This window comes from Micromonospora sp. NBC_00362 (assembly GCF_026342155.1).
GTDB classification, from domain to species: Bacteria; Actinomycetota; Actinomycetes; order Mycobacteriales; family Micromonosporaceae; genus Micromonospora; species Micromonospora hortensis.
This window is the reverse complement of record NZ_JAPENH010000001.1, coordinates 1,752,977-1,778,349: the sequence shown is the minus strand read 5'-3', so window position 1 is coordinate 1,778,349 and position 25,373 is coordinate 1,752,977. Positions and strand designations below refer to the sequence as shown.

The window sequence follows — 25,373 nt, the reverse complement described above, 5'->3', positions numbered from 1 at the left end:
TCAGCCCCCCGGGGGACGGAGCAGTCGGTGCAACGGCCCCTTCTGCCGTCGGGGTGACAGGACTAGATTGAACCGATCTTGTGCCGGGAGGACATCGATTGGCCGCGCCCGGCAGCGGCCGGGCAGCGCCGATTCAGTTCAGTGGGATCAGTGGAACAACACACGCAGCAGGTCAATCCGCTCATGACCAAGCGGCTCGACCCGACCCGCCTGCTCACCGGCGGCGCGGCGCTGGCCGCCGCGGTCGTGGCGGTGGTCGCGGGCGTCTCCATGGCGGCCGGTGACCGCAGGGGCATGGTGCTGCCGCTCGCCGCGGTAGCGGGGATCGCTGTGGCCGTCCTCGCGCTGACCCGGTTCGCCGGGTACGTGCTGCTGATGCTCGCGGTGCGCTCCTGCATCGACCTGTTCAAGCTGACCGGCCCGAGCGCCGGCCAGGCCGACTCCGCCGGAACGGCCCGGGCGGTGGACCCCTCCACACTGCTCGCTGTGCTGTTCCTCCTCGCCGCCGGGCTCTGGCTGGCCGCACAGCTCAGCCGTCACGGGCGGCTACGCGGCTCCCCGCTCAGCTGGGCCATGCTGCTCGTCGGCGCCAGCAGCGTGGTCAGCGCCCTCGGTGCCAGCCGGCCGGCGAACAGCCTGCTGGAGGCGCTGCGGATCCTCACCGTGGTGGTGATGTTCGTGGTACTGGAACAGCTCATGCCGGACACCGCGGCGATCCGTCGGGTCCTGCTCGCCTGCTACGCCTCCCTGGTGCTGGCGCTGGGCTACACCGTCGTGCTGTCGCTGCTCGGCAACCCGCCGGCCGAGGTGAAGGGCGACTTCACCCGGATCAGCGGCACGTTCAGCCAGTCGACCACGTTCGGCCGCTACCTGATGTTCATGGTGATCTTCGGGTTCGCGGTGTACCGCTTCCTGGATCGTCGACTGCGGGTGTCCCTCGCGGTGCTGCTCGCCCTCTCACTGCTGTTCCTGCTGCTCACCAACACCCGCAGCGCCCTGCTCGGCGCGGCGATCGGGCTGGTGGTGGTCGCGGCGCTACATCGCAGCAAGCGGATGCTGGTCACTCTCTGCGTGGTGGCGGTCGCCGGGGTGGCACTGGTGCCCGCCGTCGGCGAACGCTTCGCCCAACTCGGTACGTCCCGCGCTGTCGGCGGAGACCCGACCGGAAACACCCTGGCCTGGCGGATCGACTACTGGACCGAGATCGTCACGCTCGCCGACCGGAACCCGGTGACCGGGATCGGGCCGAACATGACCCAGCGTGAGACCGACGAGGCGAAGAAGCCGCACAACGACTTCCTGCGGGCGTACGTGGAGACCGGGCTGCTCGGTCTCGGGGCGTACCTGCTGATGCTGTTCGCTTTTCTGCACACCGCCCGGACCGCGCTGCGGCGCGCGCCTCCGGGCAGCTTCGAGCGTGGCGTCGCTGTCGGATTCACCGGCTGCGCCGCCGCGTTCCTGGCGGTCAGCGCCGCCTCCAACGTCATTTCCAACGTGGTCACCCTCTGGTACTTCGTCGCGTTCGCGGCGGCGGCCAGCGTGATCGCCCGCCAACCGGCTCCGAACCTGACCGGCGAGCAGCCACGAGGCACGTCCGTCCCGGTTTGACTGAACGACAGCATTGGGGAAAAAGTGGAGATCGTCGACTACCTGCGGGTCGCCCGGCGGCGCCTCTGGGTACTCGTGGGGGTGCCGGTGCTCGCCACCGGCGCCGCGGCCGCCATCGTCCTGTTCGCGCCGCAGCAGTTCAGCGGGACCGCGTACGTGGCGGCGCCGGCCCTGGTGGGCGGCGCGGCCGGCACGCAGTACACCGGCACGCAGGCGGCGAACCAGTTCGTCGCGGCGTTCGGCGCGGCGGTCACCTCGCCCCGCGTCCTCGCCGACGTGGCCGCCGACACCGGGGTGCCGCCGGAGCGGCTGCGCGACGGGCTCGCCGTCAGCCAGGTCGGCGCGAGCAGCCAGTTGGAGGTGACGTACACCGCCGGCGACCGGGCGACTGTCGCGCCGGTGCTGACCGCGACCACCACCCGGGCGCTTGCCTTCCTCTTCTCCTCCCAGGTTGGCATCGCCACCGGTGAGGTCGAGGCGGCCAACGCCGACGTCACAGCGGCGACCAAGGCCATCGGTGAGTGGGAGAAGGCGAACAAGGTCTCCCAGCCGGACCGGATCTACCAGGCCACGCTGGGTGAGCTGACCAGCCTGCGCCAGCAGCAGCTCTCCATGCAGGCGGTCGGCAACGGCCGGGGTGTCGACGCGGCGACCGCCGCGATCACCGCCGCCCAGAGGAAGCTCGACGAGCTGGGGCCGAAGCTCCCCGACTACCAGGCCCTGCTCGCCCAGCGCGACGCGGCGACCAACGCCCTGTCCCAGGCGCGGGAGGGGTTGCAGGCGGCGCGTGCGCAGGCCCAGGCCGCCGATCCCAAGCAGGTCACCAGCATCGGCGAGGCGCACGAGGTGAGCCGGATGACCGAGCTGGTGCGCACCGCCCTGCCGGTGGGTGGTGCGGGTCTGCTGCTCGGGGTGCTGCTGGTGGGCGTACTCGAACTGCTCTCCCGGGGTCGTGCCGCCACCCGGCCGGTGGCCCCGGTGGCGACCACCGCGGCCCCCTCGGCGCCGGCGGAGACCGTGACCGCGGCACGGCCGTGACCGTCGCGGAACGAGCCGCCGGGTGCGCGAGGTGACCGGCCGGTCGCCGGCCGCGCCGGAGGCCGGCGACCAGCAGGTACGCGGCATGGCCCGCGGCGGTGTGCTGAACCTGGGCGGCGCCGTGCTCAGCCAGGTGGCGCTCTTCCTGGTCATGCTGCTGCTGGCCCGGGTCCTGGGTGTACGCGAACTCGGCCGGTACGCCCAGGTCTACGCCGTGCTGTCGCTGCTGGGGCTGCTCTCGCTCTCCGGTTTCCGGGCCGGGCTGACCCGGTTCGTGGCGGTGCACCTCGCCGACGACGAGCCGGCCGCCCTCCGGGGCGCGATCCGGCTCGGGCTCGGCATCTCGGCCGTGGCGTCCACAGTGATCGCCCTCGCTCTGGCGGTCGGCGCGCCGTGGCTCGCCGACGCCCTGCACGACCCGCAGCTCACCACCGGGCTGCGGTTGGCGGCGCTCTGCCTACCCGCCACCACCGTCTGTGAGGCCGCGCTCGCGGCCACCCGGGGGTGGCGCACGCAACGGGCCTATGCGCTCATCGGCCAGGTCTACGAGCCGGCCGCCCGGCTGGTGCTCACCGCGCTGGCGCTGGCCCTCGGAGTGGGCCTGACCGGCGCGTTCTGGGCGCTGGTGGTGGCGAGCTGGAGCGCGGCCGGGCTCGCCCTCGTGGCGCTCGCCCGGATGGTGCGCCGGGTGCCCGCCGCCCGGCCCGCGTACCGGCCGGGCGAGCTGTTCCGGTTCTCCACCGTCAGCTGGGTCTCGTCGCTGTCGTCCACCGGGCTGATCTGGGTGGACGCGCTGCTGCTCGGCTTCTTCGACTACGGTCCCGACGCGATCGGCGTCTACCACGTGGCGACCCGGCTGGTCACTATCGCGGTGTTCGTGCTGGCGCCGGTGAACGCCTCGTTCGGTCCGCACCTGGCGCACCTCTACCATCAGGGTCGACTGGACGAGGTCCGCCGGATCTACCGGGTCGCCACCGGTTGGGTGCTCCGGCTGTCGTTGCCGGCCTTCGTGGCGCTGCTGGTCTTCCCGGAGCAGTTGCTGCGCCTGGTCGGCGGGCCGGGCCTGGCCGGCGGCGCGGCGGTGACTGTGGTGCTGGCGCTCGGCCAACTCGTCAACGCCGCCACTGGGCCCTGCGGGACGCTGCTGAACATGTCCGGCCGGGTCTCGGTCAACATGCTGGACAACCTCGCTGCCCTGCTGCTCAACGTCCTGCTCAACCTCTGGCTCATCCCGGCGTACGGCATTCTCGGCGCGGCGGTGGCCTGGGCGGTGTCGTTGGCGGCGGTGAACGTCGCCCGGGTCTGGCAGGTGCGCGCGCAGGTGCACACCGTGCCGGTGACGGCGGGCATGGTCAAGGGCCTGGTCGCCGCGCTGGTCGCGATGGGCGTCGGGTTCGGTGTGCGGTGGCTGGTCGGGGGCGGGATTGGGCAGCTCGTGGTCGGTCTGGCCGCGATCGTGGTGGCGTACCTCGCCGTGGTGCTCGCCCTCGGGCTCAGCCGGGAGGACGTCATGGTGTTGCGCTCGGTGACCCGCCGAGGTGGTCGACGCGCCGCCGCCGACCCCGCCGACGGCGCCGGTGTGGGCGCCGGCCGCCCCGTGGTCCGCTCGTGACCGGCGTCGTGCGGCGTCAGGTCACCGACCGGCTGCGTCGGGGGGTACGCGCGGCACGGGCGTGGGGGCGCGCGGCCCGGCCGGGAGAGCCCGGTCCGCTGCCCGACTTCCTGGTGATCGGTGGGCAGCGCTGCGGCACCACGTCGCTGTACCACCACCTCGCCGCGCACCCCCAGGTCCGGGTGGCCAGCGGTAAGGAGTTGCAGTACTTCAGCGTCCACCACGGTCGGGGGGTGCGGTGGTACCGGGGGCACTTCCCACGCCTCGCCCCGGGTGAGCGCACGTTCGAGGCGAGCCCCTACTACCTGTTCCATCCGAGCGTGCCGGCCCGGGTCGCGGCGACCCTGCCGCAGGCCCGCTTCGTCGTTCTGCTGCGCGATCCGGTGCAGCGGGCCTACTCGCACTACCTGCACACCCGCTCGTACGGCGTCGAGCCGCTGTCCTTCGCCGACGCACTCGACGCGGAGGAGGAGCGGCTGGACCGGGCAACGCGCGGCGGCCCGGACAGCGCCGCCGCGCACCGAGCGTTGCGCAATTATTCGTACGCGGCCCGGGGCTGCTACGCCGAGCAGTTGGACCGGTGGTTCGCGCAGGTCCCGCGAGAGCGGATCCACGTCGCCCGGACCGAAGACCTGCACACCGACCCGGCCGGCACGTACGGCGACATGCTGCGCTTCCTCGGCCTGCCGGCCTTCACCCCCGAGGCGTTCACCCGGCACACCCGTCGCGTCGACAACGGCGTCTCGCAGCTGACCCCTGCTCTGCGCGAGCGACTCGACGCGTACTTCGCGCCGCACAACGCCCGCCTGAGCGCCCTGCTCGACTGGCCCGACCCCTGGCCGGCCCGTTAGCGGACGGCGGCGAGGATCCGGTCCACCGGCTGGTCGGCGCGGAGCAGGACGGGGACGTCGGTCACTGTGGTGCCGTCGCCGGCCGCGCCCAGCGGGGAACCCACCACCCCGGTCTTTCCGCCCGGTGTCGCCGGCACTGTCACCGGCGCGTTCGACGCCGACCAGAGCACCAGCGTGCTCGACCCGCCCCGGACGAACGCGACCCCGTGCAGCCTGCCGGCCACCGGGGCGGGCAGCGGGGTGACTGTGGCGTCCCGGGCCGCGTCGGCCAGGGCGGCCAGCATTCGGCCAGCGTCCCGTTCGGCGCCGTCCGGTTCGAGCAGGCCGTAGCGGACCTCGCTGCCGGCGGCGTTGTTCGGGTTGTACGCCAACGGCAGCCAACTGATCTCGCCGATCCCGCCGGCGACCAGCAGGGTGACCGTCTTGACCATCTCCGCCGCCCGGCTGGCCGGGTCACCGTCGCCGTCGCGCCAGAACTGCCCGACCTCCCACGCCTGGATCGGCACACCCGGCGGTGTGGTGGCGCGCAGGTAGTCCAGCAGCGGGGGCACCCCGTTGAAGTGCTCGTAGAAATGCACCTGACGGACGTCGACGGTGCGGTCGGTCAGCAGCGACTCGGTCACCGCCAGGAAGCGCAGGCTGCGGCTGTTGGTCTCGGTGCCGAGCGCCCGGCGTAGTTGCGCCTCTCCGGTCACCGCCGGGATCTGCTGCCCCCGGGTGCCGACCCGACGGTGGAAGTACGCCTGGTAGGCGGCGATGGCCTCGGGTATCCGCCCGGCGCGTACCAGCCGGTCGGCGACACCCATGCCGTACGCGACGCTGCTGATCCCGGAGTCGACCACCCGCGCCTTCGGGTCGGTCGCGCGGATCGTCTCGGCGGCGGCCCGGACCAGCCGCGCGTACTCCTCGGGGCTGCCGGCCCAGTAGCTCGGCGCGTTGACCTCGTTCTCGATGGCGTACTCCCGCACCCCGTACGGGCCGTAGCGCTGCACCACGGAGCGGACGAACCGCTGGTACGCACCGAGGTCGGTGGGCATCGCCGACTCGGTCTTCTTCGCCGCGCCCCGGGTGTAGCGGGCGGTGCCACCGGTCGCCCAGCACACGCCCGTGCGGATCTTCAGGTGCAGTGTGATGCCCAGCTCCCGGCTGCGCGAGGCGATCTCGTCGAGCCCGGCCCAGTCGGCCTGCCCCGAGGTCCGTTCGATCTCGCACCAGGAGATCTCCTCGTACGTCGCCGAACCGGCGAGCCGGCGCAGGTACGGCTCGAACTGCTGGTACCGCGACCAGTCCCAGTGCGCGCCGAACGGGTTGCTCACCTGGCCGGCGGTGCGCCCCGGCGTGCCGACTCCGGGCGCCGCCGTCGCGGAGGGGGTGGCGGCCGGCGGCGGATCGTCACCGCCGGCGGTGCAGCCGGTGGTGAGCAGGAACGTGACGGCGACGGCGGCGGCGACCGCGCGCAGCCGGCCCGGGCGGGTCACCGGTAGCCCAGCGTGCGCAGGGTCCGACCGGAGAAGACCCAGACCAGCAGACGGAGGAACGGGTCGAGTTCTCGGCGGTAGCTGCCCACCCGGGAGCCGTAGATCGGCGCGGTGTCGCCCACCGCCGCGCGTCGTCGCTCCGCCTCGGTGGTGTACTTCTGGGCCACGTCGTGCTGCTTGCTGTCGTAGTCGAGGATGCCGTCCTCCCAGGGCTCGCCGAGGAACTCGAAGAGGCCCCGCATCGCCTTCTCCGGCTCGCTGACCGCCTGCTCGTACCGCAGCTCGTAGTAGCGGTCCGCCGGCAGGGTCGCGCCGACCGCCCGCGCGGCGCGGATGTAGCGCGGCCACTTCACCACGCACTTCACCGCCGACCAGTAGCCGAACCGTTTGCGGTGCGAGACCACCACGTCGCGTCCGTCCCGGATGAGGTGCACGATCTGGGCGTCCGGGAAGACCTCGGTGACGAAGTCGAGCGACATCGCGTACAGCGGGGTCTTGTCGGCCCACCGGGTCTTGCCCCGCGCGGCGGCGTAGTCGGCGTGCACACCGCCGAAGAAGTCCCGGATCCGGCGTAGCCAGTCCTCGCGCGGAAAACCGAAGCGGGCCAGTCGTTCCCAGTCCCGGCCGACGATCCGTCGCAGGTCCGGCAGGAACCGGGTCTCCGGGCCGCAACTGATCCGCGAATGCGAGTCCAGGACCAGGCGCACCATCGTGGTGCCCGACCGCTGGCAGCCGACCAGGAAGATCGGCGCCGTACTGGTTCCGGTCTCAGCCACGATCGACCGCCTTCGTCGTCTGGGATCGGGCGTCGGCCGCGGCGCGGTCGAGCCGGTCGGTCAGCTCGTCGCAGCGGGCCCGGACGCGCCTGTCGATCGGTAGCCGTCGGTCGCTCGCCGTGCCGTGCGACGTGCGCGGGGCGATGTGCGCGTGCAGCCGGGGATGGTAGGGGAAGTCGAGGAAGGCGCAGAGCCGTCGGAGCTGCGCGGCGGGCTCCGCGACCAGGCTGTCGTAGCGGCAGAGCAGCACGTCGGCCCGCCGGTCCAGGCCGAGCTGGAAGAACAGCGCGTTGCGGACGTACCAGAACAGGGCCGCGCCGCTGTGCGGATCCAACCCCTGCGGGTCGTGGGCCCGGATCAGCTCGATGGTGTCGGCGTCGAGGCGTTGCCCCTGCCACCGGCGGCCGATGCTGCCGTCGGCGATCGCGCGCAGGGCCCGCAGGTTCGCGTCACCGAACTTGGCGACCTCGGAGCGGGCCCGGTCGTCGACGTCGCGGTAGACCCAGAGCGCTCGCCCCGGCGTCACCCCCGGCAGGGCCAGCAACTCGTCCACGCGGTGGCTCTCGCAGAGCGGCTTGACCAGGACGTACGCGTGCCGGCTGCGGTGGAGGGCGGCGGTCAGCACCGGGTCGGGGCGCAGTTGGAAGCGGTGGAAGACGGTGCTGTCGTTCTCGTTGCGGACCTCGACCTCGGGCGCGGCGTCCAGGCCCCGGACCAGCATGTTCGTGCCGGAGCGTTGCAGACCGACCAGGTAGACCGGCATCGCCGAGCCGGGCGTCCGGCCGGCCCGCCGTCGCCAGCGTCGTTTCGCCAGGGCGGTGCCGATCCGGTCGATCGGGTTGAGGCGGTCCTCCTCGATCAGCCGTCCGATCCCCTCGGTACGCGCCCAGCGCAGATGCCGCCGGACCCGCCGCGCGGTGTACGCGAGCGCGGAGACCTCGTCGTCGGCTGCCACGGTCCTCCTCGTCGGACACCGGCCCGGCCCTACATCCGAGCGGGTGCGACCGGCGGCAGCCAGGCTATCGGGAGATCATGGCGGGAGGCCAGGCCGCGGACCGCACGGGCAGACGAAGATCACCCGTTCAGCCACATGCCAAACGTGAGCTGGACTCGCCGACCAGCCCTGCATACCGTGGGCCCTGGCCGGGGCGGGCAGACCCCGGTCATCACCTCCGGGCCCGGATCGCCCGATCGACGTGAGCAGGGCGAGTCGATGCGCGTGCTGCATGTGAACAAGTTCCTCTACCGCCGTGGCGGCGCGGAGGGGTATCTGCTCGATCTCGCCGACCTGCAGCGGGCTGCCGGCGACACCGTCGCCTACTTCGGCATGAGCCACCCGGAGAACGAGTCGCCCCTGCCGTACGCCGCGCGGTTCCCGTCCGAAGTGGAGTTGGAGCCGACGCCGAGCGGGGTACGGCCCCGCGCGGTGGCCGTCGGGCGGATGCTGTGGTCACCGACGAGCCGCCGTGGGCTGGCCCGGGTGATCGACGACTTTCGGCCGGACGTGCTGCACCTGCACAACATCTACCACCAGCTCTCCCCGTCGGTGCTCGCCGCGGCCCGGGCCGCCGGTGTGCCGTGTGTGCTGACCATGCACGACTACAAGCTCGCCTGCCCGAGCTACCAACTGCTGGACCGGGGTCGCCCCTGCCAGGCGTGCGTCACCGGTGGCCCGTTGCAGGCGGCCCGTCGCCGCTGCAAGGACGGATCGCTGTCGCGCAGTGGCCTGCTCGCCGTCGAGTCCTGGTTGCACAGGCAGTTCGACGCGTACGACCCGGTGCAGCTCTTCGTGAGTCCGAGCGGGTTCCTGGCCGACGTGATGCGCCGCGCTGGCGTCTACCCGGACCGGCTGCGGGTGGTCAACCACTTCGTCGACCTGACCGGCGTCGCGGCCAAGCAGACGCCCGGCGGCGGTGTCGTCTTCGCCGGCCGGCTCGCGCCGGAGAAGGGTGTCGACGTGCTGATCGAGGCGACCGCCGCGCTGCCGGACGGGGTCAGCGTGGACATCGCCGGAGACGGCCCGGCCCGCCCGGAGTTGGAGGCGCTCGCCGCGCGGCGGGTGCCCGGCCGGGTCCGGTTCCACGGCCGTCTGGACAAGCCGCGCCTGCACGAGCTGATCCGGTCGGCGGCGGTGGTCGCCGTTCCGTCCCGGTGGCACGAGAACCAACCGATGGCGGTGCTGGAGGCGTTCGCCTGCGGTGTGCCGGTGGTCGCCACCGACCTGGGCGGTCTTCCCGAACTGGTCGAGCCCGAGGTGGATGGCCGCGTCGTCGCCGCCGACGCGCCGACGGCCCTCGGCGACGCGCTCAACGACCTCCTGGCCGACCCGGAGCGGGCGTACCGGATGGGCCGGGCCGGCCGGGCGAAGATCGCCGCCCAGTTCGCCCCGGACCGGCACCTGGACCGGATCCGTGGGCTGTACGCGGAGGCCGCCGAGGCGCTGCCGTCGCGGCGGCGGGCCGCCCGGGGCACCGCCGGTGGGGGAGCGGTCCGATGAGCCCGGTACGGGTGCTCTACCTCGCCGGCAGTGGTCGCAGTGGCAGCACACTGGTGACCACGGTCCTGGGACAGTTGCCGGGCTTCTTCGCGGCGGGCGAGCTGCGGTACCTGTGGCGGCGCGGGATCCTGGAGAACCGGCAGTGCGGCTGCGGATCCCCGGTCGCCGACTGCCCGCTCTGGGCCCGGGTGCGCGCCGACCTGACCGACGCCGACCCGGCCGGGATCGCCGCCCGGTTGGCCCAGCGGCTGCGGCTGCGCGGGCTGCCCGCACTGCTGCGCCGCCAGCGTCGGGGGCAGCCGCCGGTAGCGGGTCACCCCGACGACACGCAGCTGGCCCGGCTCTACGCCTCGATCGCCGAACACGCCCTGGCCGGCCGCCCGGACGGCGTCATCGTCGACTCCTCCAAGCTGCCGCCGTACGGGGCCCTGCTCGGCAGCCTGCCCGGCATCGACCTGTACGTCCTGCACGTGGTGCGCGACCCGCGCGCCACCGCGTACTCCTGGCGTCGCCGACGCCCGCTGGACGGGCGCGCCGACGATGAGCTGATGAGCCGGCCACCGGTCGGCAAGGCCGCGCTGCTCTGGCTGGTCTGGAACACCGCGACGGTACGGCTGTGGGGCGACCGCCGTCGTGCGCCGGGCCGCTACCTGCGGGTGCGGTACGAGGACTTCGTGGCCGATCCGGCCGGCGTCACCGCCCGGATCGCCGGCTTCGTCGGCGCGACCCCCGACGAGCTTCCGTTTCCGACACCGGCCACGGTGCGGCTCGCCCCCACCCACTCGGTGGCCGGCAATCCGTCGCGGCACCGCACCGGACTTGTCGACGTGGTCGCCGACACCGAGTGGCTGACCGGGCTACCCACCCGCGCGTACGCCGTGGTGACCGGGCTGACCGCCGTGGTCTTGCCCCGGTTCGGCTACCCGTTGCGTCGCCCGGCGGCCACCTCTCCCGCCGCCCGCCTCGCCGCGGACCCGGCTGTCTCTCCGTCACCCGCCACCCGGCAGGAAGGCTGAACGATGCTCTCACTGGTGGTGGGCACCGGTCGCTGCGGTTCGACACTGGTCCAGGAGTTGCTCTCCCGGCATCCCGCTGTCGGCTTCGTCTCCGGCCTGGACGACAAACTGGCCCGGCTCAACCCCAAGGGCAGGTTCAACGGCGCGCTCTACCGGCGTTCGGCGCCGCGCCCGGCGGGGATGACATCGCTGCGTCACAGTCGACGACTGCTGGAGCGGGGTCGGCTGCGGGTGGCGCCGTCGGAGGCGTACCACCTGCTCGACCGGCAGGTGCTTGCCGGCTTCTCCCGGCCGTGTCGGGACCTGGTCGCCGAGGACCTGACCCCGTTCGTGACCCGGCGGCTGCGGGCCTTCTTCGACGAGCGGATCGCACGGCAGGGCTGCCAGCAGTTGGTGCACCACGTCACCGGATGGCCACGGACCGGCCTGCTGCACGCCGCGTACCCGGACCTGCGGGTGGTCAACGTGGTGCGCGACGGCCGGGCGGTGGCCAATTCGTGGCTCCAGATGGGCTGGTGGGACGGGTGGCGTGGGCCGGACAACTGGATCTACGGCCCGCTCCCGTCCGACCTGCGCGAGGAGTGGGCCGAGTCCGGTCGCTCCTTCCAGGTGCTCGCCGCGCTGGGCTGGAAGATGCTGATGGACGCCTTCGCGCAGGCCCGGCTGCGTCACCCGGTCGACCAGTGGTTGGACGTGCGCTACGAGGACCTGGTCGAGCAGCCGCGCGAGCAGGTCGGCCGGATGCTCGACTTCCTCGGGTTGAGCTGGTCGACAGCCTTCGAGAAGGGCTTCTCCCGTTACGACTTCACTGTGGGCCGGGCGGAGGCGTACCGGGACGAACTCAGCCCGGCGCAGCTCGCCGCTATCGAACGGGTGCTGGAGAAGCCGCTGGCCGAGTGGGGCTACCCGGCCTACGGCACGCTGCAGGAGTAGAGCACAGCCGTCAGCATGCTGACCGTGCCGGTGACCGGGGTCGACGTCCAGCCGCCCGGGCCGTTCGCCACCAGGTTGAAGGTGCCGCTCCCGATGGACAGCAGCGCCCCGGAGAGGGTGATCGAGGTGGCGCTGGGGCCGAGAGTGCCGCCGCCGGTGAAGCCGCCCGACAGCGACCAGGTGAAGCCGCTGCGCGTCAGGCCGCCGACCGGCAGGGTCCAGGTGAAGGTCGGCGGGGTGAGCAGACCCGCTGTGCACTGCAGGTTGGTCGGTGGGTTGACGGTGCCGGCCTGCAGCGAGCCGCGGCCGTACTCGGTGTCGGTCCAGGCGGCCAGCGTCGACTGCGGCGGTGGGAGCACGACGGCGGTGCCGGCGAGCAGCAGGGCCGTGGCACCGGCGAGCCAGCGCCGCCGGACGTGACCGGTTCGCTGCCGGGCCGGCAGAGCGCGGATGCGTGCACGTCTCACGGCCGCCCCACGGGGATGCGGTACCGGCGCGCGGCGCGCACGAGCAGCAGACCGGTGAAGAGCGCACCGCCTCCGGCCAGCAGCGGTGTCCACAGGTTGGTTCCGGTGCGCGGCAGCGGGCCGACAGTGCCGCCCGCCGATGCGCTGTCGCCGAACCCGGTCGCAGTGACGATCAGGTCCGCCGACCCCGAGGCCACCGAGTTGGCGAGCAGGCTCGCGGTGACGAGCACCCAACGCTGCTGGTCGGCGCGCATCGAGCTGATGATGATCGGGTGTGCGGCCAGTCTGGTGGCAGGACCGTCGGCGAGGACCTGCTCACCCTGGCCGGTGGGGCAGGCACCCTTCACCCACCGGATGGCGCAGACGGCGACCTTCACCTGAAGTCCGTCCGGTCGGACGGTGAGGGGGCCCGACGCCGAGAGCGAGATGGTCACCTCACCGGGCTGCCTCGCGTGTGCCGATACGCCCACCTGCCAGGGCACTGGCTGGTCCGGCGCCAGGTTCGTCATGCGATCGTTGTCGCCGATCGAGACCAGTGTGAGGTGCCTGCTCCGGATGACCTCCTCGGTGGTGTCCGCACGGGCCTGGCCCGGCGTCGCCAGGACCGCGGCGGCGACGCCCGGCAGTACCGCCAGCACCACCAACATGCGCCCCAGCGTCGAGTCGCCGTGCGCTCCCGGACCGCTCGGCTGGGTGCCGATCTCCGGCACTGCCCCCGCGTCGTCCGGCACCGCCGAATCCGGTCGCCGGCGTCGCCGGGTCCCCTGCTCGCCCCCGCGCGGCCAGAACGCCCACGTGACGATCGCGGCGGCCCCGATCGTGATCAGACTCGTGGCGTACACGTTCGACACGGCTCGCACCGCGTACCCGAGCCTGGGCACCGACCACTCCACGAGCCGTACGTGGCTCACCGCGTGCGGTGCGGCGTCGTTGGTCGCGTTCGCGTCCCCCCGCAGGGTGAGCAGGCGGGTGGGCCCGCCGCCGTTGGCGATGTCGACGACCCGGTGGGTGATCGGTGCCAGCGGCGTGCGGTCGACGGTGACGACGTCTCCCACGTGGACCTCGGACGCGGGGATCTCCCGCACCACGGCCAGTGACCCGGCGGGAATGGTCGGGCCCATCGACCCGGTCTTGAACAGGATGAGCGAGATGTCGAAGAAGAACGCCAGCGGGACGAGGACGACGCAGGCCGACCCACCGACGGCGAGCGCTGTCAGCACCAGGTCGCCGACCCGGGCGAGGGTGCCGTGCCGTCGACGTTCGCGTCCCACCATCTGCAGATCCTTTACGTAGACGTGGCAGTGAACACCCAGGTGACGATCCCGGTCGTGCCCTGGTACGCGTTGCTGGCGCCGGCCTGGACCCGGACCTCGAAGCAGAACCGCAGCTGCGGCGTCGCGCCGCTCGGCACGGTGATGGGGGACGACACCGGCGAGCCGGGAACCGCGGTGATGGCGGAGTAACCGGGCCCGACGATCCAGGTGGGTGAACCGGAGAAGGCGGCGGCGGCACACGTGGTGCTGGTGGTGGCGGTCCGCACCGCCCGGTACTCGAGCGCGGGCAACAGGGCGCCGGAGTTGTTCGACGAACTCGTCAGCGCGACAGTGCCGCCGACGTTCGTCGTCGAGGTCGTCCGGATGTCGATGAAGGCGTAGAACGACACCGAGGGGGACATCGCCGTCGCGTTGAACGCCAGCGCCGCGGCGTTCGCCACCGGGGTGTGGCTGGCCCAGGTACTGGAGGCGGTCTGCGATTCGGTGCCGAAGACGCTCGCACCGAACGACCCGGTGCCGTACTCGCTGTCGGTCCACGCGGCGAGCGTGGACGTCGTCCCCAGGCCGAGAACGAGGGCGCCAGCGAGTACGGCACGGGTCCGGCGAAGCCGTGGTGTTCCGGCCGGCGTCCGACGGTTGACCACGGCCACCACCTAGACGGACTCGGCCAAGAGCTGCCAGGTTTCCGTTACCGACGTGCCCTGCACCAGAGTGCCCCCCGCCGTGACGACGAAGCAGAGGTTCACCGGAGCGCCCGGCGTCGTGGGAGGGGTGCCCTGCGTCAGGTTGAACGGCACCGCGCCGGCCACCGAGTTGAGCGGAGTGCCCTGCGCCACGATCCAGGTCGGGGTGGTGGGTGTCGCGCTGCAGTCGGCGAAGGCCGGGACGGTCGCGATGCCGTAGGTGAGGCCGACGAAGGCGGGTGGAGCGGGGGTCGCTGACGCCACAGTGACTGTCGCGTCGTACGTCGTGGCGGCGGTCAGCCGGACGGCGAACGGTGCCGCGACCACGTCACCGGGGCTGATGTCGTCGAAGCCGGTGCTGAAGGTCAACGCTGCCGCCGTGCCGGCGGTGTTGTGCTCGGCGTAGGTGGTGCCGTTGGTGCTGCCCTCCATGCTGAAGGTGCCCGCCGTGAACGTGCCGGTGGCGTACTCCGAGTCGTTCCAGGCGGCGAGGGTGATCGTGGCACCGAGGCCGAGGACGATTCCTCCGGCCAGGATGGCCTTCAGCTTGCGGCGGCGGCCTCGACTGCTCGGTTTCTCCACTGCCACCCCTGTCGGTTCGCTCAATGTGTCCTCCTCGGTGCTGGGCGGTTGGTTGTCGTGGGCCGGTGCCAGCGGCGCAAGGATCACGATAAGCACCAGACATGGACAAAACACCCAAAGCACTCAAGTCGGCACGAGAGGGTGCAGGCGGGCGGCCGGACCCACCGGTCGGCACTATCGACGGACGTCACGGGGCCGGTTAATCTTTGGCCCCACACCATCGATGTGAGGAGATCCGATGGCGCGCCGTACCGGCCGACCCTCCTACCAGCTGGACAAGGCCGACGTGCGCCGCCAGCGAACAGTGCGCTCGGTAGCCGTCGCGGGGGTGATCGCACTGGTCACCGCGCTGCTGGGTGGGTTGGTCGGCTACCAGGTGGGCCGTCCGGACGCCACCGAGGCGACCATCGCGAGCATCAAGCAGGACGAGGCGAAGCGGGACGCTCAGCAGATCGTGGAGCTGATCGAGACGGCCCGACGGGTCCGCGACCAGGTCGCCCCGGTCCTGACCGCCATCAAGACGGAGACGACCGGTGGACGTGCGCCGGATCCGGCGAAGGCACGCCAGTGGCAGGAGGTCATGCGCCAGGCGGCCGAGCCGTTCGCCGACCCGCCGTCGGGGGCCACCGCCACCAATGTGGCGCGCGGAGGATTGCGCGGAGCTGTCCAGCAGGCGTCGCTGGCCGTCGACGCCTACGCTCTGGCGGCCGGCGTTCCGGTCGCGCAACGGGCGGCCCTGCTGGACGTCACCGCGCGGCAGGCGGCCGAGGCCGCGACGATCTGGTCGGTCGCGGCGACCCAGCTCGATCAGATCAGCGTCGATTCCGGCCAGGGCCACCAGCACGTGTTCCTGGACACAGACCCCCACGAAGGGGCCCTCACCCCCGACGGGGCGGCCGAGGGAACCGGTGGCTGAGGCACGTTGCGGGGCAAGTGTCGGGTTTGCCGGCGGAGGTGGCCGGGCGGGGTCGACCGAGCGGTCCCGGTGTGATCTGGGGGCGACGCGCCGGATCGGGTACGGTCGCTTATCGCAAAGTCTATGAACCAAATTGGCTTTCTGTGCAATGGAAGCCGAATCGGAGGGACACAGCCGTGAGGTTCCCCAACGCCGTCCGTCAGGCCGGCCTCGTCGTGGCCGTCGCCGCCCTCGCGCTGACCGCGGGTTGCGCGAAGAAGGACGACAGCGAGGTCCAGGCGAGCGGCGTCAAGCTGGTCGCGGCGGGCAAGCTGACCGTCTGCACCCACCTGCCGTACCCGCCGTTCCAGTCCAAGGACGCCAGCGGCAAGGTGACCGGCTTCGACGTCGAGATCATGGACCTGGTCGCCAAGGAGCTCGGCGTCGAGCAGACGATCATCGACACCCCGTTCGAGGGAATCAAGTCCGGCCAGGACCTCAACACCGGCAAGTGCGACGCGGCAGCCGCCGGCATGACCATCACCGAGGAGCGGCGGAAGGTCGTCGACTTCTCCGACCCCTACTTCGACGCCACCCAGGCGATGCTGGTGAAGACCGGCAAGACGTACAAGTCGCTCGACGACCTCAAGGGCAAGAACCTCGGCGTCCAGGCGGCCACCACGGGTCGTGACTACGCCAAGAAGCTCGAGGCGGAGAAGGGTCTGAAGCTCGTCGAGTTCGAGGACCTCGCCGCCCTCCAGCAGGCCGTCTCCAACGGCCAGGTCGAGGCCGCCATCAACGACCTGCCGGTCTGGACCGAGTACCTGAAGAAGAACCCGGGCGGGTTCGAGGTGGCCGCCGAGTTCGACACCGGCGAGCAGTACGGCTTCCCCGTGAAGAAGGACGCCAACCCGGAGTTGCTCAAGAAGATCAACGAGGTGCTGGCCAAGGCCAAGCAGGACGGCACGTACAACACGATCTACGAGAAGTGGATCGGTAAGCAGCCGAGCGCCTGAGCCGCACAGCGGCCGAGCGCCTGAGCCGCACAGCGGCCGAGCGCCTGAGCGCCGTGTAGTACCGGAGGGCGCGCGTCCCGCGCGCCCTCCGACGTCGGTAACCTCCGGGAAGGCAACGAGCGAACGTGAAGCTGCGACGCCGCCAGCGGGAGCGGCTGTCTCTCGGGCTCCAGTACCTGGTCTTCATCGCCATCATCGCCACGGTGCTCGTCGCCGCGGACTGGGACAGGTTGGCCGACGCGTTCTTCCGCGTCGACATCATCAAGTCGATGTTCCCGACGATCATCACCGTCGCGCTGCGCAACACCATTCTCTACACGCTGGGCGCGTTCGCCTTCGGCCTCGTGTTCGGCACCATCCTGGCGCTGATGCGCCTGTCCCGGGTGGCCCCGTACCGCTGGGTGGCGACGGCGTACATCGAGCTGTTCCGGGGTCTGCCCGCGCTGCTGGTGCTCTTCCTCGTCGGGTACGGCATCCCGATCGCCTTCCCGGAGCGCGAGATTCCGGGCGGGGTGTTCGGTTCGATCGCGATCGGCCTCGGGTTGACCGCCGCGGCGTACATGGCGGAGACGATCCGGGCCGGCATCCAGGCCGTGCCGAAGGGGCAGATGGAGGCGGCGCGGACCCTCGGCATGTCGCACTTCACCGCCATGCGCACGATCGTCATCCCGCAGGCGTTCCGGATCGTGATCCCGCCGCTGACGAACGAGCTCATCCTGCTCACCAAGGACTCGTCGCTGGCCTACGTGCTCGGGGTGACGGCGCAGACGATCGAGATCACGAAGTTCGGTCGGGACATGCTCAACGACCGGGTGAACGCGACGCCGCTGCTGGTGGCCGGCCTCGCCTACCTGGTGATCACCCTGCCGCTGTCGCAGGTGGTACGACGCCTCGAACTCCGCTACGCCAAGGCCCGGTGACCCCGATGACGACCACCCCATCCCGCCCCGCCGTGGAGATCCGCGACCTGCACAAGTCCTTCGGGCCGCTCAAGGTGCTCAAGGGCATCGACTTCGAGGTCGGCCAGGGTGAGGTGGTCTGCGTCATCGGGCCGTCCGGCTCCGGCAAGTCGACCCTGCTGCGTTGCGTCGACCTGCTGGAGGAGCCGACCGCCGGCAAGATCTGGGTGAACGGGGTCGAGATGACCGACCCCGACGTCGAGATCGACGCGGTCCGCCGCGGCATCGGCATGGTGTTCCAGTCGTTCAACCTGTTTCCGCACCTGACCGTCCTGAACAACCTCACCATCGCCCAGCGTCGGGTGCTTCGGCGAGGTCGGGCCGAGGCCGAGGGGATCGCTCGGGCCAACCTGGAGCGCGTCGGGCTCACCGACAAGGCCGACGCCTTCCCGGCGCAGCTCTCCGGTGGGCAGCAGCAGCGGGCGGCCATCGCCCGGTCGCTGTCGATGGAGCCGAAGCTGATGCTCTTCGACGAGCCGACCTCCGCGCTCGACCCGGAACTCGTCGGCGACGTGCTCACCGTCATGCGCAAGCTGGCCGAGGACGGCATGACGATGATGGTGGTCACCCACGAGATGGCGTTCGCCCGCGACGTGGCCGACCGGGTCGTCTTCATGGACGGCGGTGTGGTGGTCGAGCAGGGGCCGCCGCAGGACGTGCTGGGCGCGCCGAAGCACGAACGGACCCGCGCGTTCCTCGCCCGGGTCCTGGACCCGACCCGCGTCGCGCAGCTCGGTCAGCCGGACCAGGCGTCCGCGCCGCCGCAGACCCCCAGCCTGCCGGCGGACGATCGCCACCACCTCTGACAGCACCTCCCGTACGTCCCCGCCGGGCTGCCTCATCGAGGGCAGCCCGGCGTTCCTCTGTGCGCTGCCCGGGAGGGGCGGCGGCGTCCGCCCCGCCACCGACCAGGTCGACGGGCTCCGTGTCAGCTTCATGTCAATCGACGGACGTCGTGATGTCAAGGTAATCTTTTTGCAATCAGACCTGTACTTTCGTCGATGGATTACATAAGTTGCTGTCATCCATCGAAAGTTCTGAGTCTTCCGAGCAAAGCCCGCGACGAGCCTCACCCTCAGTCGTGCCACCGCCCGTGCTCGGCGGTCAATGCACCCTGCCCTCGTCGCGTCTTCGCCCGGTCGGGAACGGAGACCCATGGACGATCACGCTGGTGGCCCTCACCGCCACCTGTCCCGCAGATCGCTGATCGCCACCGGCGCGCTCGCCGCCGGGGCGTTGGGCGCGTCCGCCCCAACGATCGGCACCGCGTTCGGCGGCAGCCCCGCCCGGGCCGCCGCCGGTGTCACCAAGAAGATCACCATCTACGCCGAGCAGTTGCCCGGCAACCTGTTCGGGTACGGCCTGGCACCCGGTCAGGCCACCGTCCCGGGCCCGATCCTGGAGATGTACGAGGGTGACACGCTGGAGATCACCCTGGTCAACACCACCAACCAGCGGCTTTCCATCCATCCGCACGGGGTGGACTACAGCACCGAGTCCGACGGCAGCCCGTTCAACGCCTCGTTCAACAACCCGGGTGAGACGCGGACGTACGTCTGGCGCTCCCACGAGATGGTGGCCGCGGCGGGTCGGCGGTACATGCCGGGCAGTGCCGGCTACTGGCACTACCACGATCACGCGATGGGCACCGACCACGGCACCGGCGGTGTCGCGAAAGGACTGTACGGCGCGCTGATCGTCCGACGGCGTGGCGACATCCTGCCGTCGAAGCAGTTCACTGCGGTGTTCCACGACATGATGATCAACAACAAGATGGCTCCGGCGACCCCGATGTTCGAGGCGAACCTGGGCGAGCGCGTCGAGTGGATCGCCATCGGCCACGGCAACCTGTTCCACACCTTCCACCTGCACGCGCACCGCTGGGCGGACAACCGCACCGGGATGTTGGAGGGGCCGAGCGACCCGAGCCTGGTGGTCGACAACAAGGACCTCAACCCCGGCAGCTCGTTCGGTTTCCAGGTGCTGGCCGGGGAGGGCGTGGGACCCGGCGCGTGGATGTACCACTGCCACGTGCAGACGCACTCCGACGGCGGCATGGCCGGGATCTTCCTGGTGCGCAACGCCGACGGCAGCATGCCGCCGGGCGCCGAGGAGGCGATCCACCGGTTCCAGGGCCACACCCACACGCACGGAAGCTGACCGAACCGAAAGTGGGGACGGGCATGACCAGAAAACTACGACGAACCCTTGCCGCGGTAGCGGCCTTGGCGACACTGCTCCCGGCGACGACGGCGGCTGCGGCCGCACCACGAACGGCGGCCGCCCCGCAGGCGGCGGCGCCGCAGCAGACCGCGGTCCTGGTGTTCCACGGCCCCGTGGCCGAGCAACAGGACCCGGTCGCACGCGCGGTGGACACCATCAAACAGCTTGGTGCCCTTCATGACATCGATGTCACGGCCACCACGGACCCGGCCGCCTTCACCGCGGCCGGCCTGTCCGCGTACCGCAGCGTGGTCTTTCTCTCCGCGACGGGCGCCGCACTGAACCGCGACCAGGAGTCGGCGCTGCAGAACTACGTCAAGGCCGGCGGCGGTTTCGTCGGCATCGCCGACGCCGCCCGCGCCCAGGTCGACTCCACCTGGTTCACCGGGCTGATCGGCACCCGCCCGGCCGGCGCCATCCCGGTCGCCGAGCCGGTGACCCGGGTGACCGCCAGCGGCGAGAACCCGCCCAACGAGACCAAGGAGAAACTGACCGACGGCGACGCCAACACGAAGTGGCTCGTCCGCACGCCGACCGCCTGGGTGGCGTACGAGTTGAGCGCACCGAAGAAGATCACCGGGTACGCGCTCACGTCGGCCAACGACTCCTCAGGTCGGGACCCGAAGGACTGGACCCTGCAGGGCTCCACCGACGGTCAGAGCTGGACCGACCTCGACCGCCGCACCGGGCAGACCTTCCCGGACCGGTACCAGACCCGGCGGTTCGACATCGCCGCGCCGCAGGAGTTCACGCGCTACCGGCTCAACGTCACAGCGAACAGCGGTGAACCGCTGGTCCAACTCGCCGACCTGCGCCTGTTCACCGGCAGCACCACCGCCCCGGAGCCACCCGCGGTGAACCGCGCGGTGGTGAACATCCTCGACCGCAAGCACCCGGCCACCGCGTCGCTGCCGATGACCCTCACCCGGTCCGACCGCTGGGAGAACTGGGACCCGAATCCGATCGGGACCGTGCACACGCTCGCCCAGGTCGAGGAGCGGCACTACAACCCGGGGGCGGCCGCCAACGGCGCCTTCCACCCGGTGTCCTGGTGCCGGGACTACGACGGCGGCCGGTCGTTCTACACCGGCATGGGCCACACCGAGGGCAGCTACGGCGAGGAGGCGTTCCGCACGCACCTCGCCGGCGCCCTCAACTGGACCACAGGTCGGGTACGCGGCGACTGCCAGGCCACCATCGCCGCGAACTACAAGGTGGAGCGACTCACCGCCGCCAACCAGACCGGGCAGCTGGACCAGATCGGTGAGCCGCACGGGCTCACCATCGCGCCGGACGGCACTGTCTTCTACGTCGGCAAGGCGGCCTGCCCGAGCGGCCCGATCGCGGACTGGAACAACCCGAAGGTCGGCCTGGGCTGCGGCACCATCCACTCCTGGGACCCGCGCACCAAGCAGGTCAAGCTGCTCACCACCCTGGAGGTGATGGGCAACCGGGGCAGCGGCTCCGAGTTGGTCAAGAACGAGGAGGGTCTGCTCGGCATCGTGCCCGACCCCGCGTTCGCCGAGAACGGCTGGCTCTACGTCTACTGGATGCCACACGACTCGGTCGACCGGGTGAAGCGGGTCGGTCAGCGGACCGTCTCGCGGTTCACCTACGACCGGCAGGCGCAGAGCGTCGACCAGGCGACGCGCAAGGACCTGTTGCAGTTCCCGGTGCAGATCCACAGCTGCTGCCACGCCGGCGGCGGCATGGCGTTCGACGCCAAGGGCAACCTCTACGTCGGCTCCGGCGACAACAACTCCTCCGAGGGGTCGCAGGGCTACGCCGGCAACAACTGGACCCAGGAGTACGAGGGGATCTCGTTCCAGGACGCCCGCCGCACGTCGGGCAACACCAACGACCTCGCCGGCAAGATCATCCGGATTCACCCGGAGCCGGACGGCACATACACCATCCCGGAGGGCAACCTGTTCCCACCGGGCACCGAGAAGACCCGGCCGGAAATCTACGTGATGGGCGTACGCAACATCGCCCGCCTCCAGATCGACCCGGTGCACCAGTGGCTGACCGCCGGCTGGGTCGGCCCGGACGCCTCGTCGCCCAGCCCCACCCTGGGCCCGGCGAAGTACGAGACGGCCACCATCATCACCTCCGCCGGCAACCAGGGCTGGCCGTACTGCATGGGCAACCGGCAGCCGTACCGCGACCGCAGCAACACCGACGCGACGGTGCTGACCGGCTGGTACGACTGCGACAACCTGAAGAACACCTCGCCGCGCAACACCGGACTGGAGGACATCCCGGCGGCCCGGGACAACATGATCTGGTACTCGCCCGACGGTGGCGGCCCGGTGTTCCCGAAGCGGACAGACGGCAGCGGCCTGCCGACCTACGTGGCGGCCGACGCCACCTACACGCAGCCGTACCTGCGCGGCGGCGGACAGGCCATCATGTCCGGCCCGACGTACCACCGTAGCCTCGTCGACACCACCAGCGGCGTGGCGTGGCCGGAGCACTGGGACGGCAAGTGGTTCATCGGCGACCAGTCGAACGCCGCCAACCGGGTCGCGGTCACCGTCGACCCGGCCGGCGTGCCGCAGGCCGCCCCACCGGTGTACGCCGAGTCGCTGCGGGCCATCATCCCCGGTGGCAACGGCGACAACCGGCTGCAGAGCTGGATGGACGCGAAGTTCGGCCCGGACGGCGCGCTCTACCTGCTCGACTACGGCGGCGGCTTCTTCAGCCTGCACGCGAACCAGAAGCTGATCCGGGTCACCTACACCGGCGGGGCGCCCACCCCGGCACCGGCGGCGGCCTCGGTCGCCGTGCAGAACAAGCCACTGACCATCGCCTTCACCGGTTCCCGCTCCGGCGGCGTCAGCCACCGCTGGGAGTTCGGCGACGGCGCCACGTCGACCGAGGCGGACCCCCGGCACACCTACGCCACTGTCGGCACCTACACGGCGAAGCTCACCGTCACGTACGCCGACGGTCAGACGGCGACGGTGCAGACCACTGTGACGGTGGGCTGCGCGGTGCCCGACGACCGGTCGACGGTGTGGCTCGGCGACACCGACACCGGGGTGCCCAGTCGCACCGTCGGGCAGGGCTGCACGGCCAACGACCTCATCGACGACGAGAGCACCTGGGCCGACCACAACGGTTTCGTCCGGCACGTCACAGCGGTCGCCCGCACGTTGCAGGACGACGACCTGCTCAGCACCCGCGAAGCCGGCACCCTCACCCGCCTGGCCGCCGCGTCGCAGATCGGCCGGGACGGGCACACCGGGTACGAGCCGCTCTTCGACGGCACCACCGAGTCGCTGCGCGGTTGGCAGCAGGCGCCGTCGGGACAGTTCGGCATCCAGCCGGACGGGTCACTGCGCTCCAGCGGCGGCCTGGGCATGCTCTGGCACACCAAGGAGCTGGGCGACTTCTCGCTGAAGTTGCAGTTCCGGGACATCGCGCCAGGCACCGGCCGGGCCAACACCGGAGTCTTCATCCGGTTCCCGGACCTGCGAACACCCCTCGACCAGCGGCCACCGGACAGCTGCGGCACTGTCGGGTCGGCGCGGACCTCGGCGGCCTGGATGGCGATCTACTGCGGACACGAGATCCAGATCTACGACGGTGACACCGGTGAGCCGCAGAAGACCGGCTCGGTCTACAACTTCGACCCGGTGCCGCTGGCCCAGGCCGGCGTGACGCCGAAGAACGAGTGGAACGACTACGAGATCCGCGCCGTCGGGCAGCACTACACGATGATCCGCAACGGCGTGGTGATCAACGAGTTCGACAACACGCCCGGCAAGCAGTCGTCGCGAGCCGGCGACCCGCCGACCGACCTGCGGCAGTTCCTGCGCGGCTTCATCGGCCTGCAGAACCACGGTGACAACGACCTGACCGAGTTCCGCAACATCCGTGCGCGGGAACTCTAGGAGTGACGATGACCCGACGACTGACGGCCGCGCTGGCGGCGCTCCTGCTCACGGTGATCCCGTTGGCAGTGGCGCCCGCCTCCGCCGCCCCGCGCGTCGCCGCCGACCAGGTGTTGACCTGGACCGCCGACGACAGCATCACCCAGTACAAGTCCGCGCCCACCACGGCGGTGGCCGGAGCGACAACGATCATCTGGGAGAACAGCGCGGCCACCGGCAACACCACCGGGATGCCGCACACGCTGACCTTCGACACCAGCACCGAGGGCTACAACCACGACGTCACACTCAACATCCTGGCCAGCCCGTTCGACGCCAACGACGGCCGCCACCAGGCGACAGTGACGCTGACGCCGGGCCGGTACCGGTACTTCTGCTCGATCCCCGGCCACAGCTCGATGGTCGGTGAGCTGGTGGTCACCGACGGCGGTGGCGGTGGCGACACCACCGCGCCGACAGTGACCGCCGCGGTCTCCGGCGACCAGGACCAGGACGGCAACTACCTCGGCGCGGCCACCGTGACAGTGACGGCCACCGACGCCGACTCGGGGGTGCAGACCGTCGAGTACCAGGTCGACGACACCAGCTTCCTGCCGTACACCGAGCCGGTGCGGGTGACAGCGATCGGCGACCACGCGGTGCAGTTCCGCGCTACCGACCAGGCCGGCAACACCAGCGCCGTCGGCTCGGTGGCGTTCCGGATCGTCGAGCCGGGGGAGGACGACACCACAGCGCCGGTGGTCGCGATCGCGCTGGCCGGCGACCGCGACGACGACGGCAACTACATCGGTACGGCCACCGCCACGTTGACCGCCACCGACAGCGGTTCCGGCGTCGCCACCATCGAGTACGCCCTGGACGGGGCGGCCTTCGCCGCGTACACGAACCCGATCGTGGTGAACGCGGCCGGGATGCACATGCTGCACTACCGGGCCACCGACGTCGCCGGGAACACGTCGGCGGAGCAGATGTCCCACTTCACAGTGGTCGAACCGCAGGCGGAGGACACGACTCCACCCACTGTCGCCGCCACTGTGGCCGGTGACCGCAACGACGACGGCGGGTACGTCGGCGGCGCGACAGTCACCGTCACGGCCACCGACGCCGAGTCCGGCGTGGCGAAGATCGAGTACGCGCTCGACGCCGGGGCCTGGACGGCGTACACCGCTCCGGTCGCCGTCCGCGCACCCGGCGCGCACACAGTGCGGTACCGGGCGACCGACACGGCGGGGAACTCCTCCACCGAGCAGTCGACGTCGTTCACAGTGGTGGTCGACGGCACCGACCGTTGCCCCGACTCGGACACCCGGGCCACCGTGATCATCGACGGCGGCGACACCGGTGTGGCCAACGCGGACACCGGCGACGGCTGCACCATCAACGATCTGATCGACGAACACGCCGACTACCCCGGCCACGCCGAATTCGTCCGACACGTCGAAACGGTCACCGCCGCGCTCGTGACCGGCGGCACGCTCGACCGGCGGCAGCAGGGCGCCATCGTCCGGGCCGCGGCCCGATCGGACGTCGGCGCATGAGTCCTCGAACCTCACCGACAGGGAGAAC

Annotated in this window: 21 protein-coding genes; 14 read left to right on the top strand and 7 right to left on the bottom strand. The window is 71.3% G+C overall.

What is annotated here, in order from left to right; all coding sequences use genetic code 11:
- Nucleotides 1-150: 150 nt before the first annotated feature.
- The 4 genes from OG992_RS08175 to OG992_RS08160 are packed head-to-tail and all read left to right on the top strand — an operon-like array spanning nucleotide 151 to nucleotide 5,109.
- Entirely contained in the window at nucleotides 151-1,608 is a 1,458-nt protein-coding gene (locus OG992_RS08175) for an O-antigen ligase (protein WP_266302872.1), read from the top strand.
- A gap of 24 nt (nucleotides 1,609-1,632) precedes the next feature.
- On the top strand, nucleotides 1,633-2,646 hold the full coding sequence (locus OG992_RS08170) for a Wzz/FepE/Etk N-terminal domain-containing protein (RefSeq protein WP_266302871.1): 1,014 nt from the start codon (nucleotides 1,633-1,635) through the stop codon (nucleotides 2,644-2,646).
- 22 nt (nucleotides 2,647-2,668) lie between these two features.
- Complete coding sequence (locus OG992_RS08165) at nucleotides 2,669-4,258, top strand: oligosaccharide flippase family protein (protein WP_266302870.1); 1,590 nt, start codon at nucleotides 2,669-2,671, stop codon at nucleotides 4,256-4,258.
- The gene (locus OG992_RS08160) at nucleotides 4,255-5,109 is read left to right on the top strand and encodes a sulfotransferase (protein WP_266302869.1); all 855 of its coding nucleotides are present in this window, start codon (nucleotides 4,255-4,257) and stop codon (nucleotides 5,107-5,109) included. Before OG992_RS08165 ends, OG992_RS08160 begins: the two co-directional genes overlap by 4 nt.
- On the opposite strand, the gene OG992_RS08155 is transcribed toward OG992_RS08160, so the two are convergent.
- From OG992_RS08155 to OG992_RS08145, 3 genes are read right to left on the bottom strand one after another with little or no spacing between them, the layout of a single operon-like run.
- Entirely contained in the window at nucleotides 5,106-6,587 is a 1,482-nt protein-coding gene (locus OG992_RS08155) for a hypothetical protein (RefSeq protein WP_266302868.1), read from the bottom strand. The genes OG992_RS08160 and OG992_RS08155 overlap by 4 nt on opposite strands.
- Complete coding sequence (locus OG992_RS08150; protein ID WP_238685001.1) at nucleotides 6,584-7,363, bottom strand: sulfotransferase; 780 nt, start codon at nucleotides 7,361-7,363, stop codon at nucleotides 6,584-6,586. The genes OG992_RS08155 and OG992_RS08150 overlap by 4 nt, the downstream gene beginning before the upstream one ends.
- Nucleotides 7,356-8,318 (bottom strand): hypothetical protein, encoded by a 963-nt coding sequence (locus OG992_RS08145; protein ID WP_266302867.1) that lies wholly within the window; start codon nucleotides 8,316-8,318, stop codon nucleotides 7,356-7,358. Before OG992_RS08145 ends, OG992_RS08150 begins: the two co-directional genes overlap by 8 nt.
- Nucleotides 8,319-8,576: 258 nt before the next feature.
- Between OG992_RS08145 and OG992_RS08140 the strand changes: the two genes are divergently transcribed.
- From OG992_RS08140 to OG992_RS08130, 3 genes are read left to right on the top strand one after another with little or no spacing between them, the layout of a single operon-like run.
- Nucleotides 8,577-9,860 carry a glycosyltransferase family 4 protein gene (locus OG992_RS08140; RefSeq protein ID WP_238684999.1) on the top strand — a complete coding sequence of 428 codons (1,284 nt, stop codon included), beginning with the start codon at nucleotides 8,577-8,579 and terminating at the stop codon, nucleotides 9,858-9,860.
- On the top strand, nucleotides 9,857-10,876 hold the full coding sequence (locus OG992_RS08135) for a sulfotransferase (protein ID WP_266302866.1): 1,020 nt from the start codon (nucleotides 9,857-9,859) through the stop codon (nucleotides 10,874-10,876). Before OG992_RS08140 ends, OG992_RS08135 begins: the two co-directional genes overlap by 4 nt.
- A gap of 3 nt (nucleotides 10,877-10,879) precedes the next feature.
- Nucleotides 10,880-11,809, top strand: coding sequence for a sulfotransferase (locus tag OG992_RS08130; protein ID WP_238684997.1), 930 nt, complete (start codon nucleotides 10,880-10,882; stop codon nucleotides 11,807-11,809).
- Here the strand turns inward: OG992_RS08130 and OG992_RS08125 are convergent.
- The 4 genes from OG992_RS08125 to OG992_RS08110 are packed head-to-tail and all read right to left on the bottom strand — an operon-like array spanning nucleotide 11,788 to nucleotide 14,839.
- Nucleotides 11,788-12,276: a hypothetical protein gene (locus tag OG992_RS08125; RefSeq protein WP_266302865.1), complete on the bottom strand. Its 489-nt coding sequence runs from the start codon at nucleotides 12,274-12,276 to the stop codon at nucleotides 11,788-11,790. The genes OG992_RS08130 and OG992_RS08125 overlap by 22 nt on opposite strands.
- Nucleotides 12,273-13,550: a signal peptidase I gene (locus OG992_RS08120; RefSeq protein WP_238684995.1), complete on the bottom strand. Its 1,278-nt coding sequence runs from the start codon at nucleotides 13,548-13,550 to the stop codon at nucleotides 12,273-12,275. Before OG992_RS08120 ends, OG992_RS08125 begins: the two co-directional genes overlap by 4 nt.
- A gap of 11 nt (nucleotides 13,551-13,561) precedes the next feature.
- Complete coding sequence (locus OG992_RS08115; protein WP_238684994.1) at nucleotides 13,562-14,194, bottom strand: SipW-dependent-type signal peptide-containing protein; 633 nt, start codon at nucleotides 14,192-14,194, stop codon at nucleotides 13,562-13,564.
- A gap of 9 nt (nucleotides 14,195-14,203) precedes the next feature.
- Entirely contained in the window at nucleotides 14,204-14,839 is a 636-nt protein-coding gene (locus tag OG992_RS08110; RefSeq protein WP_238684993.1) for a SipW-dependent-type signal peptide-containing protein, read from the bottom strand.
- Between the two features lie 214 nt (nucleotides 14,840-15,053).
- On the opposite strand from OG992_RS08110, the gene OG992_RS08105 reads away from it, so the two are divergent.
- The 7 genes from OG992_RS08105 to OG992_RS08075 all read left to right on the top strand — a co-directional run bounded on the left by OG992_RS08105 (nucleotide 15,054) and on the right by OG992_RS08075 (nucleotide 25,345).
- On the top strand, nucleotides 15,054-15,731 hold the full coding sequence (locus OG992_RS08105) for a hypothetical protein (RefSeq protein ID WP_266302864.1): 678 nt from the start codon (nucleotides 15,054-15,056) through the stop codon (nucleotides 15,729-15,731).
- 176 nt (nucleotides 15,732-15,907) lie between these two features.
- Complete coding sequence (locus OG992_RS08100; protein WP_238684991.1) at nucleotides 15,908-16,726, top strand: basic amino acid ABC transporter substrate-binding protein; 819 nt, start codon at nucleotides 15,908-15,910, stop codon at nucleotides 16,724-16,726.
- A gap of 125 nt (nucleotides 16,727-16,851) precedes the next feature.
- Nucleotides 16,852-17,646 carry an amino acid ABC transporter permease gene (locus OG992_RS08095; protein ID WP_091406922.1) on the top strand — a complete coding sequence of 265 codons (795 nt, stop codon included), beginning with the start codon at nucleotides 16,852-16,854 and terminating at the stop codon, nucleotides 17,644-17,646.
- 5 nt (nucleotides 17,647-17,651) lie between these two features.
- Nucleotides 17,652-18,491 (top strand): amino acid ABC transporter ATP-binding protein, encoded by an 840-nt coding sequence (locus tag OG992_RS08090; RefSeq protein WP_238684990.1) that lies wholly within the window; start codon nucleotides 17,652-17,654, stop codon nucleotides 18,489-18,491.
- 349 nt (nucleotides 18,492-18,840) lie between these two features.
- Nucleotides 18,841-19,845, top strand: a complete 1,005-nt coding sequence (locus OG992_RS08085) for a multicopper oxidase domain-containing protein (RefSeq protein WP_091406920.1) — start codon at nucleotides 18,841-18,843, stop codon at nucleotides 19,843-19,845.
- Nucleotides 19,846-19,868: 23 nt separating this feature from the next.
- A complete protein-coding gene (locus tag OG992_RS08080) occupies nucleotides 19,869-23,807 on the top strand; it encodes a ThuA domain-containing protein (protein WP_266302863.1) in 3,939 nt (1,312 codons plus the stop codon).
- Nucleotides 23,808-23,815: 8 nt separating this feature from the next.
- Nucleotides 23,816-25,345, top strand: coding sequence for a plastocyanin/azurin family copper-binding protein (locus OG992_RS08075; protein WP_266302862.1), 1,530 nt, complete (start codon nucleotides 23,816-23,818; stop codon nucleotides 25,343-25,345).
- Nucleotides 25,346-25,373 lie beyond the last annotated feature (28 nt).

Coding starts and splice junctions, on each gene's coding strand:
- OG992_RS08140 (WP_238684999.1), top strand. CDS start 8,577: ATGCGCGTGCTGCATGTGAACAAGTTCCTCTACCGCCGTGGCGGCGCG.
- OG992_RS08135 (WP_266302866.1), top strand. CDS start 9,857: ATGAGCCCGGTACGGGTGCTCTACCTCGCCGGCAGTGGTCGCAGTGGC.
- OG992_RS08130 (WP_238684997.1), top strand. CDS start 10,880: ATGCTCTCACTGGTGGTGGGCACCGGTCGCTGCGGTTCGACACTGGTC.
- OG992_RS08120 (WP_238684995.1), bottom strand. CDS start 13,550: ATGGTGGGACGCGAACGTCGACGGCACGGCACCCTCGCCCGGGTCGGC.
- OG992_RS08105 (WP_266302864.1), top strand. CDS start 15,054: ATGGCGCGCCGTACCGGCCGACCCTCCTACCAGCTGGACAAGGCCGAC.
- OG992_RS08090 (WP_238684990.1), top strand. CDS start 17,652: ATGACGACCACCCCATCCCGCCCCGCCGTGGAGATCCGCGACCTGCAC.
- OG992_RS08085 (WP_091406920.1), top strand. CDS start 18,841: ATGGACGATCACGCTGGTGGCCCTCACCGCCACCTGTCCCGCAGATCG.
- OG992_RS08080 (WP_266302863.1), top strand. CDS start 19,869: ATGACCAGAAAACTACGACGAACCCTTGCCGCGGTAGCGGCCTTGGCG.
- OG992_RS08075 (WP_266302862.1), top strand. CDS start 23,816: ATGACCCGACGACTGACGGCCGCGCTGGCGGCGCTCCTGCTCACGGTG.